The sequence below is a fragment of the Roseburia lenta genome, assembly GCF_014287435.1.
GTDB classification, from domain to species: domain Bacteria; phylum Bacillota; class Clostridia; order Lachnospirales; family Lachnospiraceae; genus Pararoseburia; species Pararoseburia lenta.
The window spans coordinates 332,750-345,188 of the sequence record NZ_JACOPG010000002.1 but is presented as its reverse complement, the minus strand read 5'-3'; the positions used below and the strand labels follow the sequence as shown (position 1 = coordinate 345,188).

Below are 12,439 nucleotides of genomic sequence, written 5' to 3'. Positions count from 1 at the left end.
AAATAATGCCAACATTTAACCAGTTAGTAAGAAAGGGACGTCAGACATCTGTAAAGAAGTCTACAGCACCAGCTCTTCAGAGAGGTTACAATTCTCTTAAGAAGAAGCCTACTGAGACATCTTCTCCACAGAAGCGTGGTGTATGTACAGCTGTTAAGACAGCTACCCCTAAGAAGCCTAACTCAGCGCTGAGAAAGATCGCCAGAGTTCGTCTTTCAAACGGAATCGAAGTAACATCTTACATTCCGGGTGAAGGTCACAACTTGCAGGAGCATAGCGTTGTATTGATTCGTGGTGGTAGAGTAAAGGATTTACCTGGTACTCGTTATCACGTAATCAGAGGTACACTTGATACAGCAGGTGTAGCTAACAGAAAGCAGGGTCGTTCTAAGTATGGTGCTAAGAGACCAAAGGACGCTAAATAAGACCTAGCAGACAATTGTATTTTCACAAAGAAATATGGTTAGTGTTGAAATTTATTTTCATTTGTCAGAATAAATTTAGCACGAACACATAACATGTGAGTACCGTTGAATTAATCGAAAAAATAATATGATTAAGGAGGGAAGTAACGTGCCACGTAAAGGACATACTCAAAAAAGAGACGTTTTGGCGGATCCAATTTACAATAGCAAGGTAGTAACCAAGCTTGTCAATAACGTCATGTTAGATGGTAAGAAAGGTGTTGCCCAGAAGATTGTATACGGCGCATTTGCCAGAGTAGAAGAAAAAGCAGGAAAGCCTGCTCTTGAGGTATTCGAAGAAGCCATGAATAACGTTATGCCTGTACTTGAGGTAAAGGCTAGACGTATTGGTGGTGCAACATACCAGGTACCGATCGAAGTAAGACCAGACCGTCGTCAGGCGCTCGGACTTCGTTGGTTGACTATGTTCTCTCGTAAGAGAAGCGAGAAGACTATGGAAGAAAGACTCGCAAACGAGATCTTAGATGCAGCAAACAATACTGGTGCATCTGTTAAGAGAAAAGAAGATATGCACAAGATGGCAGAAGCAAACAAGGCTTTCGCACACTACAGATTCTAGTAGTTACTTATTACTTGTGTACAATAATATTAGGAGGAAAAAATCTTGGCTGGAAGACAATATCCACTGGATAGAACCAGAAATATTGGTATCATGGCTCATATCGATGCTGGTAAGACCACATTGACAGAGCGTATCCTTTATTATACTGGTGTAAACTACAAGATTGGTGAGACTCATGACGGTGCATCTACGATGGACTGGATGGAGCAGGAAAAAGAGCGTGGTATCACAATCACATCTGCTGCAACCACATGTCACTGGACACTTGAGGATCATCATAAGCCAAAGGCTGGTGCATTGGAGCATCGTATCAATATCATCGATACCCCGGGACACGTTGACTTTACTGTAGAAGTAGAGCGTTCACTTCGTGTACTGGACGGTGCCGTAGGTGTATTTGATGCTAAGGCCGGTGTTGAGCCACAGTCAGAAAACGTATGGCGTCAGGCTGACACTTACAACGTACCTCGTATGGCATTTATCAACAAGATGGATAAGATGGGTGCAGACTTCTTCATGTCAGTACAGACTATCATTGATCGTCTTGGCAAGAATGCGATCCCGGTACAGATTCCAATCGGAGCAGAGGATGACTTCAAGGGTCTGATCGATCTGTTCGAGATGGATGCTTACTATTACAATGACGACAAGGGTGAAGACATTGAAATCAAAGAGATCCCGGATGATTTGAAGGATCTTGCTGATGAATGGCACACCAACCTTGTTGAAAAGATCTGTGACCTTGATGATGATCTGATGATGATCTACTTAGAGGGTGAAGAACCATCTGTAGAAGATATGAAGAAGGCACTTCGTAAGGCTACGATCGCATGTGAAGCAGTACCTGTTTACTGTGGATCAGCATACAAGAACAAGGGTGTTCAGAAGTTATTGGACGGCGTTATTGAGTACATGCCGGCTCCAACAGACATTCCTGACATCAAGGGTACTGACTTAGAAGGCAACGAGATCACAAAGCCATCATCTGATGATGAGCCATTTGCTGCTCTTGCATTCAAGATCATGACAGACCCATTCGTAGGAAAACTTGCATTCTTCCGTGTTTACTCAGGAACATTGAACTCAGGTTCTTATATCCTGAATGCAACAAAGGATAAGAAGGAACGTGTTGGACGTATCCTTCAGATGCACGCTAACAGCAGAACTGAGATTGACAAGGTTTACTCCGGAGATATCGCAGCAGCTGTTGGTCTTAAGATCACAACAACAGGTGATACAATCTGTGATGAACAGCATCCGGTTATTCTGGAGTCCATGGAATTCCCAGAACCTGTTATTGAGTTGGCTATTGAGCCTAAGACAAAGAATGATCAGGGTAAGATGGGCGAAGCTCTTGCAAAACTTGCAGAAGAAGATCCTACTTTCCGTGCTCATACAAACCAGGAAACAGGACAGACAATCATCGCCGGAATGGGCGAACTTCACTTGGAAGTTATCGTAGATCGTCTGCTTCGTGAATTCAAGGTAGAAGCAAATGTTGGTGCACCTCAGGTAGCATACAAGGAAACAATCACCAAGCCTGTTGATATCGACAGCAAGTACGCTAAGCAGTCCGGTGGTCGTGGACAGTATGGTCACTGTAAGGTTAAGTTCGAGCCAATGGATCCAAACGGAGAAGAGACATTCAAGTTCGAATCTACCGTTGTTGGTGGTGCTATTCCTAAGGAATACATCCCGGCAGTTGGAGAAGGTATTGAAGAAGCAGCACAGGCTGGTATCTTAGCAGGATTCCCTGTAATCGGTATTTCTGCTAACGTATACGATGGTTCTTACCATGAAGTCGATTCTTCCGAAATGGCATTCCACATCGCTGGTTCTATGGCATTCAAGGATGCTATGAAGCAGGGCGGCGCAGTTCTTCTTGAGCCGATTATGAAGGTTGAAGTTACTATGCCGGAAGAATACATGGGTGATGTTATCGGAAGTCTGAACGCTAAGCGTGGTCAGATCGAAGGTATGGATGACCTCGGCGGCGGTAAGATCGTACGTGCATTTGTTCCGCTTTCAGAGATGTTCGGTTACTCTACAGAACTTCGTTCTTCTACTCAGGGACGTGGAAATTACTCTATGTTCTTTGATAGATATGAGCCGGCTCCAAAGAGCGTTATGGACAAGGTAATGAGCGAGCACGCAAACTAATATTATTTCTTCGGAAATGGTTGAAAAAACGAACATTTCCATATATAATTGGAAATAGTTGAATTAAGAAATGACATCCGCTTGGGATGTAAATTTAAGGAGGAAATTAAAATGGCAAAGGCTAAATTTGACAGAACCAAACCACATTGTAACATCGGTACAATCGGTCACGTTGACCACGGTAAAACAACTCTTACAGCAGCAATCACAAAGGTTCTTTCTGAAAGAGTAGAAGGAAACGCAAAGGTTGACTTCGAGAACATCGATAAGGCTCCAGAAGAGAGAGAAAGAGGTATCACTATCTCTACTGCTCACGTTGAGTATCAGACAGAGAAGAGACATTATGCACACGTTGACTGCCCAGGACATGCTGACTACGTTAAGAACATGATCACTGGTGCTGCTCAGATGGACGGCGCTATCCTTGTAGTAGCTGCTACTGATGGTGTTATGGCTCAGACAAAGGAGCATATCCTTCTTTCTCGTCAGGTAGGTGTACCTTACATCGTAGTATTCATGAACAAGTGCGATATGGTAGACGATGAAGAATTATTAGAGTTAGTTGAGATGGAAATCACAGAGCAGTTAGAGGAATATGACTTCACAGACTGCCCAATCGTTAAGGGTTCTGCTCTTAAGGCTCTTGAAGATCCAATGGGACCTTGGGGCGACAAGATCATGGAACTTATGGATACTGTTGATTCTTATATCCCAGATCCACAGCGTGATACAGACAAGCCATTCCTTATGCCAGTAGAGGACGTATTCACAATCACAGGTCGTGGTACTGTTGCAACTGGTAGAGTAGAGCGTGGTACACTTCATCTTAACGACGAAGTTGAAATCATCGGTATCAAGGAAGACGTTCAGAAGACTGTTATTACTGGTATCGAAATGTTCCGTAAGCTTCTTGATGAGGCTCAGGCTGGTGATAACATCGGTGCCCTCCTTCGTGGTATTAACCGTGACCAGATCCAGAGAGGACAGGTTCTTGCTAAGCCAGGTTCTGTAACTTGCCATACAAAGTTCACAGCACAGGTTTACGTTTTGACAAAGGATGAAGGTGGTCGTCATACACCTTTCTTCAACAACTATCGCCCACAGTTCTACTTCAGAACAACTGACGTAACTGGTGTATGTAACCTTCCAGAAGGAACAGAAATGTGTATGCCTGGAGATAACGTAGAGATGACAATCGAATTGATTCATCCAATCGCTATGGAGCAGGGTCTTACATTCGCTATCCGTGAAGGTGGACGTACTGTTGGATCAGGACGTGTTGCTACAATCATCGAGTAATCAAATACTTTAAGAGTATCAATTGACTTGATTGGCTCAACCCTTTGTTGACAAGGGGTTGAGCCTTTTTATGTGCGTTCGGCGAAGCCGACGCATGGGCTTAAGTCATTCTTGTGGACTTGCTGTGGGCTTATTTTATCCTTTGGACTTACGACTTTGAACCTTGTGTTCTGTGGTTGTGGGTCCTTTTCTGGCTTATCTGAGGTTTCAGATGCACCGGCAGTTACTGTTTCCAACTTGTGCTGGCTCTGCATCATATCCACCACTTCCTGATGCTTGTTTGGATACAGGTGGGAGTAGGTGCTTAAAGTAGTTTGTACCTTTTCGTGTCCTAACCGTTCCGATATGAGCAGTGGTGCGCATCCCAAGTTGATAAGATAGTTGGCGTGAGTTTCACGTTCTAAAGGATACTTCTAGAACACACAACAGTTTATCAATACAACCGGCTTATCTGTAAAAACGATGAAAGGACAAAAATGCTATGAAACTTATATATGCTACATATAATCAATACTGCAATAGTATTGATATAACCACCTTTGATAATATGATTTTACGCATTGACTGTAATAAGGCAGAGGATGGTTTAAAGACCACACCAAATTCACAATGTGCATTGAATGCACTTGCTATTGACAATCCTGTGGAATATGCTCGATTGGCTTTAGCGGGTGAGTTGCAGGCATGGGTGGATGCTGAGGATTGTTTAGATGTGTGGTAAATTAACAGTGAAAATTTCAGATGAATTAAGAATGAATATGTGGTAGAATAACGCATATGGTAGCCTTGTTCAAAAGACCATGTGGAGTGTATTTCTGTGGAGAAAACGATTGAACGGATGAAGGAGTAAGTACAGAATGGAAGAGGTTATTAGAAAATATTTTCAGTGCTGGCTGGATAAAGATATTGATGCTGTAAAGGGGATTTTTAGCGACGATATTATTTACAGCGAGTGTTATGGTCCGGTGTATAAAGGAATTGGACAGATAATCAGATGGTTTGAGGATTGGAACCGGAAAGGTACTGTTTTGCAGTGGGATATAAAACGTGTGGTTGTTTCTGGGAATACGGCTGTTGTGGAATGGTTTTTCCAGTGTGACTACGAGGGCAATGTGGATGGCTTTGATGGAGTGACCGTTGCTGAGTTTGATGCGGATATGAAGATTTGTGATTTGAAGGAGTTTCAGTCGAAGACAGAGCATTATTATCCGTATGAGAATGAGTAAATTCCTATGTAAAAGGGAGCGAGAATGTGAAAGAATTTGAGAATTTAGTTAGTATTAAGGAATTACAGCAACAGATTAATGCATCTAAGTTTTTTAGCATGTTTTTAAGCAAAGAGCAGCGAAAACAAAAGATATTGAAGAGCAATTGAACAGTTTGCTTAACCAAATGAAGTTGTTTTCTGAAAGATTTTCGCCATTGGGATGGTGTATGTATGATAGTATGAGTATGCCTCTGATTGAAAAAACTAATCAGGTTTATGAGACAGAGGGAGCAGAAGCTGCTGAGTGTGTTTTAATAGACTATTACAAAGGGGAAGCAAAAGATAGGATACACCAAATACACCATAAGTCAAAAGAGTTGCTGTTACGTTACGAACAGATTAAAAATGCATTACTACTGTATATTTTCATTCAAATGATGCGAAGAATGAGCAAATTGCAAAGTTGAGATTGTTTGGGTTATGATAAAATTTATAGTATGCAGTTGACACAGCCAGTTAATTGTCATATTATGATGATAGAGAGGTCTCCATTAACCTTATGGTCTTGAACCATAGAAGAGATGAACATTAAAGAAGGTCTCCATTAACCTTCGGTAATCAATCCGTAAAGAGATGAACATTAACGAGTGGGAAGTTTAGTCTTCCCACATTTTTTAACTCAAAATACAAAGGATTAGTATTATGTTTACACTAGAGGGAAAGTTGACATTTATCAACATTGACCCGAGTTACCTCAAAAAGCTGCATGATGCATGCTCAGAGGTGTATTACAAGCCAAACGGATACGAGAATAAGCCATCCGCTTACAACTATATGGAGTACTGAATTTAGAAAGGTTCCAAACTATCCGCCGCATCCACCCATGCCTGCATCTCTCCATCCAGTGTAAGCCGGGCATATGCCAGTGGATTGTCAATCGCAAGAGCATTCAGGCACCGCTGTGAATTAGGAGTGGTCCGTATCCCGGATTCTGCCAGGTTGCAGTCAATCCGGAGGATGTAGCCGTCATAGTGGTTAATGGCGATACTGTTGTGCATCGGGTTATATTCCGCGTGTATCAATTTCATTGTTATCAGTCCTTTCATTTGAATTGGAGGTAAAAAGCCCATGGGCTTATTTGGGACTTGAAAAACTTTCGAAATAGATATAATAATCACAAAATGTACCATTATATAAAACAAAATATCATTAAAAATATTTAGAACAATACAAGTTGTGATATTAACAGTCGTGTTGCTACAATCATCGAGTAATCATAACTGATTATTTAAAAATGCAATAAAATCAAGGCTCTCGAGATTTTTTCTCGGGAGCCTTTTTGCATGCGTGAATAGAAAGAATATCGAACAAAAATCTAATGCCATTAATATGCCCTTAAAATAGGAATTATTTTTCTACCAGAATAAAGCGATGTATTCGACATTTCATAAAAGCCCTCCCAATACACATTTTTATGTCATGGCGGGAATATTGATGCTCGGAAGAAATGAATCCACCCGATCGTTTTAAAGGTCAATAATATATGAGAGACCATTGTGACATTGATCTGGGCGAATGAAAAATTCTATATATTTCCCTTATTGCAGAGACAGTTCTATTCTAGTACCATATAGAAAAACTGTTTTATATGAAAAAACAGTAGATATGCCGTAAAAATGAAAAAAATATAGAAAAAGACTTGACCTTCCACCAGGTGGAAGTTGTATAAAGAGGTCACCAGACAGGAAGGGCGGAAACATGAAGATTAAACAAGTGGAAGAGTTGGTTGGAATTACCAGCAAAAATATCCGGTTTTATGAGGAACAGGGCTTGTTGCAACCGAGAAGAACAGAAAATGGATATCGCGATTACCGAACAGAGGATGTGGAACTGTTGAAAAAGATAAAATTGTTCCGCAAACTGGGCGTTCCGGTGGAACAAATTCATAGACTCTTTCAGGGACAGATCTCGGTGGACGAATGCCTTGAAAATCAGAAAGCAGTATTGCAAAAAGAGCAGGACAACATCGAAAAGATGTGTACGCTGTCGCAGGCCATGCTTGCCGGATCTCTTTCCATTGAAAAACTTGATTCTGATTACTGGCTGGACGAAGTAGAAAAAATGGAGAAGGAGGGAATAGATTTTGTGAATGTAAGCAAAGTCGATATTCATATGAAGAAGAAACTGGGTGTATTTGGTGGCGCAGGCATTATGCTCGTCCTTATGTTACTTGTGATTGGGGTGTTGATTTATGGATATGTGGTAGATGCTGATATGCCATTATGGGCATTGACACTCGTCATAGTGCCGATCGTGGCCGTCATAGTAGGAACGATTGTCGCGATGGTAAGCAGAATAAAAGAAATTGACAAAGGAGAAGAAGATGAAGCTGCTAAGTATTAACTATATTCCTGGCTGTGAAATAGAAGCCTTGGGGATGGTAAAAGGAACGATTGTACAAACGAAGAATATTGGACGTGATTTTATGGCAGGCATGAAAACTCTTGTGGGTGGTGAGATTGTCGGCTATACGGAAATGTTAAATGAAGCAAGACAGATCGCAGTTAAGCGCATGGTGGATGAAGCTAAGGGACTGGGCGCCGATGCAGTGATCGATGTAAAATATGGTTCGTCTCAGGTTATGCAGGGAGCAGCCGAGGTGATCGCCTATGGCACTGCAGTAAAAATCATTGAAAAATGATGCGGGAAATATGGGGAGTAATTATGTGTAAATGTCCTGCTATTGACAAACTTTTATCTCCATATTAAACTATATGTATATAGTTAGTAACAACTAACCACGCGAGAAAATGTAATTTACAAGTTTTACAAAACACTAAGTATCAGCCTACATATAGAAAGCGCAAACATATGAACACAAATCTTATCACAGGTATACTAATACCATTTGCAGGCACATCGCTTGGTGCAGCATGTGTTCTGTTCATGAAAAAAGGTCTGAATGAACGAATTCAGCGTGTGTTGACGGGATTTGCCGCAGGTGTCATGGTTGCAGCCTCAATCTGGAGTCTGCTGCTTCCAGCAATCGAGCAATCAGAAAGCATGGGAAAATTGTCCTTTTTTCCGGCGGTAGTCGGTTTCTGGATCGGTATTCTGTTTCTATTGCTTTTAGATCACATCATCCCACATCTGCACATGAATAGCACAAGTGCAGAAGGTCCACAAACAAACCTTGGGAAAAGTGCCATGATGGTTCTGGCAGTCGTATTACATAACATTCCGGAAGGCATGGCAGTAGGCGTCGTTTATGCCGGTTGGAATGCAGGAAACAGCGGCATCACATTGACTGGCGCACTGGCATTGTCTATCGGCATTGCGATACAAAATTTACCGGAAGGAGCAATCATTTCCATGCCCCTTCATGCAGAGGGAATGAGTAAAAGAAAAGCTTTTATCTACGGTGTTTTGTCTGGCCTTGTGGAACCGATCGGCGCGATCATAACGATTTTAGCCGCAGGTGTTATTATACCGGTACTACCATATTTATTGAGTTTCGCGGCAGGAGCCATGATATATGTTGTCGTGGAAGAACTGATTCCGGAAATGTCTGCTGGCGAACATTCCAACATAGGAACGATTATGTTTGCGGTCGGTTTTACGGTGATGATGATGCTTGACGTTGCGCTGGGGTAGAAAAATCGTTGATGAGTGCAACAAATATGAAGTGAGAAAAGAACCATAAAAGATGAAGTACAGGGCAAGGAATTTGCCCCTTTTTTCGTTGACATAAAGTGTATTTGAGCGTATCATTATATACAAGATCTAGTATGATTATTTGTGCAGTCATATATAATATTTCATTCACGACAAGGGGAAAAGTATGTTAGAGAAACTAGAGAAAATGAGGATTCAAAGAAGGTTGACAGTGAGTTCGCTGATCACTGTTTTGATTGCCAGTGTGGCAGCGATCATCGCAGCAATTCTTTTATTTGTGGTTGCATCGCAGTACAATAAAGTATTGACGAATTATGCATTCCCCCAGGGAGATATCGGACAGGCGATGGCAGATCTGGCAGATGTTCGAAGTGCAACACGAGGCGCGATCGGTTACAGCGACCAGAGTCAGATTGATCAGATGGTAGAGATTCATGATCAGGCAGTGGAGGACTTACAGGCCGCATTGCCGGAAATCAAGAAATCAATTGTTGCCAAGGCTGGCGAGAAAGATTACAATAATATTGTCGCAACATTGGATAATTACTTAGAAGTGGATGCCAAGATTCTGAAAATGGGTGCAACAACTGACGCAGAACAGTCAAAGAAGGCCCAGGATGCTGCTTTTGATGAACTGGCACCTGCATATGCAACAGCCTCAGAGGCATTTCAGGGTTTGATGGATGATAACATCAGTTTAGGTGATAAGACACATTCATCTTTGCAAAAGATGGAACTTATCATGTTGTTGCTGATCATTGTGATCATTGTTGCAGCATGTATCCTTGCAACCAAGATCGGCGGCAAGATTGCCAAGGATATCGCACAGCCGATGGATGATCTGGCAAGGAGATTAGAGACATTCGCACAGGGTGATCTAACATCCCCATTCCCAGAGTATCACAACGATGATGAACTGGGCGAAATGGTACAGTCTGTTACAGATACAACGACTAAGTTGTCTGTTATCTTCGCAGATATGGAGAACTTGCTGGGACAAATGAGCAATGGTAACTTCAATATCCAAACTTCCTGCGAAGAAGAATATACCGGAGACTTCCGTCCACTTCTGGATTCTATCCGTGAGATGAAGATCCAGATCGATGGAACTTTGAAGGAAGTCCGTGAGGCTTCTGAAATGGTATCTGCCGGAGCATTGAACCTGGCAGAGGCATCACAGGCTTTGGCTGAAGGTGCTACAGATCAGGCTGCTTCTGCACAGCAGATGCAGGCTACCATTGATGAGATTACCAATGGATTGAACAATACAGTAGATCAGACCAATGACGCATATGCAGAAGCAGAGCGTGTTGCCGGTGAGGCAGAGAGCAGCCGCAACGAAATGAGCGTCATGGTAGAGGCTATGAACCGCATCAGTGAGACATCTGAGAAGATCGGTTCTGTCATTACAGAAATCGAAGATATAGCAAGCCAGACAAACCTTCTGTCTTTGAATGCTTCTATTGAGGCTGCAAGAGCAGGTGAAGCAGGTAAAGGATTTGCAGTCGTTGCAGATCAGATCCGTACCTTGGCTGAGCAGAGTGCTAAGTCCGCTGTCAATACCAGAGAACTGATCGAGGAATCTATCCGTGAGATCGAAGTTGGTAACAAGGCAGCAGAGAGAACAGAAAAAGTCTTGGTTGAAGTAGTAGAGGCTATTCATCAATTGGCAGATAACTCTAAGGGCATCAGTGAGACATCCGTACAGCAGGCTGAGTCAATGGGACAGGCAGATGCAGGTGTTACACGTATTGCAGATATTATCCAGTCCAACTCAGCAACCGCAGAAGAGACTTCTGCAACCAGTGAGGAGTTGTCAGCACAGGCAACCAGCATGGATGAGATTGTTGCAAGATTTAGTTTGACAGAAGAATAAAAGAGTTACTATAATAACTGTTGGTGTACAAGCGCCAGCAGTTATTTTTTTGTGCGCAAAACTGCACATACTATATCTATGAAGTATAAGGAAGAAGAAATGAAGTTTTTAAAACAATTTTTGATCATCTTGGTGATCACTTTTATGGGGGAAGGTCTCAAGTATCTCTTGCCCCTGCCAATCCCGGCAAGTATCTATGGCATGGTTCTCCTGTTTCTGGCATTGATGACTGGGATCGTCAAATTGGAATCGGTGCGTGACGCGGGCAAGTTTTTGATCGAGATCATGCCGGTCATGTTTATCCCGGCGGGGGTCGGATTGATGGTGTCCTGGGGTGTGCTCAAGCCTATGTTGCTCCCGGTCAGCCTGATCACAGTCGTCAGTCTGATCACTGCTGCTGCGGCGACAGGATTGGTATCACAAACTGTGATCCGAAAAGAGCAGAAAAAGACCGAAAAAGCAGAAGGAAAGGAGCAGGCAGATGAATAGTTTTTTTCAGGAATCTTTATTTGCGGGCGTGACTATCAGCCTGCTTGCTTATCTGGCAGGATCCTTTTTAAAGAAAAAGTTTAAACTCGGCATTCTAAATCCACTCTTGATCTCCATTGTGATCACGATCTTGGTCTTGGTGGTCGCGGATGTAGACTATGACACTTATGATGCAGGTGCCAAATATCTGAGTTGGTTTTTGACCCCGGCAACAGTCTGTCTTGCTATTCCTTTATATGAGCAGTGGCAGCTTTTAAAAAGGCATTGGCGGGCAGTACTTCTGGGTATCCTGGCAGGTGTTTTTACCAGCATGGGAACCGTGTTTGTCCTGTCTCTTTTGCTGGGATTGTCCCACCAGGAATATGTTACACTCTTGCCAAAGTCGATCACGACAGCGATCGGTATGGGGCTATCGGAGGAATTAGGCGGCTATGTGACGATCACGGTTGCTGTTATCGTGGTGACCGGAGTCCTGGGAAATATCATGGGCGAAGCCATTTGCAAGATCTTTCGCATTACAGATCCTATCGCAAAGGGATTGGCCTTTGGAGCATCTTCGCATGCCATTGGTACAGCCAAGGCAATGGAACTCGGAGAGGTCGAAGGCGCCATGAGCAGTCTTGCCATTGCAGTCACAGGTCTGCTTACCGTGGTATTTTCATCGGTATTTGCCGGATTATTATAGG

At 42.7% G+C, this 12,439-nt stretch carries 15 protein-coding genes; 14 read left to right on the top strand and 1 reads right to left on the bottom strand.

The genetic code is table 11. The features are described from left to right. Window positions 1-5: 5 nt before the first annotated feature. The 8 genes from rpsL to H8R94_RS05645 all read left to right on the top strand — a co-directional run bounded on the left by rpsL (window position 6) and on the right by H8R94_RS05645 (window position 6,559). Window positions 6-425, top strand: coding sequence for a 30S ribosomal protein S12 (rpsL, locus tag H8R94_RS05680; RefSeq protein WP_118280357.1), 420 nt, complete (start codon window positions 6-8; stop codon window positions 423-425). Between the two features lie 148 nt (window positions 426-573). Further along, a complete protein-coding gene (gene rpsG, locus H8R94_RS05675; RefSeq protein ID WP_207662838.1) occupies window positions 574-1,044 on the top strand; it encodes a 30S ribosomal protein S7 in 471 nt (156 codons plus the stop codon). A gap of 45 nt (window positions 1,045-1,089) precedes the next feature. After that, window positions 1,090-3,207 (top strand): elongation factor G, encoded by a 2,118-nt coding sequence (gene fusA, locus H8R94_RS05670; protein ID WP_186854120.1) that lies wholly within the window; start codon window positions 1,090-1,092, stop codon window positions 3,205-3,207. Window positions 3,208-3,318: 111 nt separating this feature from the next. After that, window positions 3,319-4,506 carry an elongation factor Tu gene (gene tuf / locus H8R94_RS05665; protein WP_186854119.1) on the top strand — a complete coding sequence of 396 codons (1,188 nt, stop codon included), beginning with the start codon at window positions 3,319-3,321 and terminating at the stop codon, window positions 4,504-4,506. Between the two features lie 481 nt (window positions 4,507-4,987). Then, window positions 4,988-5,227 (top strand): DUF6061 family protein, encoded by a 240-nt coding sequence (locus H8R94_RS05660; protein WP_118280353.1) that lies wholly within the window; start codon window positions 4,988-4,990, stop codon window positions 5,225-5,227. 136 nt (window positions 5,228-5,363) lie between these two features. Then, window positions 5,364-5,732, top strand: a complete 369-nt coding sequence (locus H8R94_RS05655) for a nuclear transport factor 2 family protein (RefSeq protein ID WP_118280352.1) — start codon at window positions 5,364-5,366, stop codon at window positions 5,730-5,732. Between the two features lie 208 nt (window positions 5,733-5,940). Beyond that, window positions 5,941-6,180, top strand: coding sequence for a hypothetical protein (locus H8R94_RS05650; protein ID WP_118535127.1), 240 nt, complete (start codon window positions 5,941-5,943; stop codon window positions 6,178-6,180). Window positions 6,181-6,415: 235 nt separating this feature from the next. Next, window positions 6,416-6,559, top strand: a complete 144-nt coding sequence (locus H8R94_RS05645; protein ID WP_186854118.1) for a hypothetical protein — start codon at window positions 6,416-6,418, stop codon at window positions 6,557-6,559. 2 nt (window positions 6,560-6,561) lie between these two features. On the opposite strand, the gene H8R94_RS05640 is transcribed toward H8R94_RS05645, so the two are convergent. Then, window positions 6,562-6,801 (bottom strand): DUF6061 family protein, encoded by a 240-nt coding sequence (locus tag H8R94_RS05640; RefSeq protein ID WP_118535128.1) that lies wholly within the window; start codon window positions 6,799-6,801, stop codon window positions 6,562-6,564. Between the two features lie 670 nt (window positions 6,802-7,471). Here H8R94_RS05640 and H8R94_RS05635 point away from each other — a divergent pair. From H8R94_RS05635 to H8R94_RS05610, 6 genes are all read left to right on the top strand, one after another. Then, on the top strand, window positions 7,472-8,116 hold the full coding sequence (locus H8R94_RS05635; RefSeq protein WP_186854117.1) for a MerR family transcriptional regulator: 645 nt from the start codon (window positions 7,472-7,474) through the stop codon (window positions 8,114-8,116). Continuing rightward, window positions 8,097-8,414 (top strand): YbjQ family protein, encoded by a 318-nt coding sequence (locus H8R94_RS05630; RefSeq protein ID WP_186854116.1) that lies wholly within the window; start codon window positions 8,097-8,099, stop codon window positions 8,412-8,414. Before H8R94_RS05635 ends, H8R94_RS05630 begins: the two co-directional genes overlap by 20 nt. Window positions 8,415-8,584: 170 nt before the next feature. After that, window positions 8,585-9,367, top strand: coding sequence for a ZIP family metal transporter (locus H8R94_RS05625; RefSeq protein ID WP_118280347.1), 783 nt, complete (start codon window positions 8,585-8,587; stop codon window positions 9,365-9,367). A gap of 187 nt (window positions 9,368-9,554) precedes the next feature. Beyond that, entirely contained in the window at window positions 9,555-11,264 is a 1,710-nt protein-coding gene (locus tag H8R94_RS05620; RefSeq protein WP_330593004.1) for a methyl-accepting chemotaxis protein, read from the top strand. 99 nt (window positions 11,265-11,363) lie between these two features. Continuing rightward, complete coding sequence (locus H8R94_RS05615; RefSeq protein ID WP_186854114.1) at window positions 11,364-11,753, top strand: CidA/LrgA family protein; 390 nt, start codon at window positions 11,364-11,366, stop codon at window positions 11,751-11,753. Next, window positions 11,746-12,438 (top strand): LrgB family protein, encoded by a 693-nt coding sequence (locus H8R94_RS05610; protein WP_186854113.1) that lies wholly within the window; start codon window positions 11,746-11,748, stop codon window positions 12,436-12,438. The genes H8R94_RS05615 and H8R94_RS05610 overlap by 8 nt, the downstream gene beginning before the upstream one ends. Window position 12,439 lies beyond the last annotated feature (1 nt).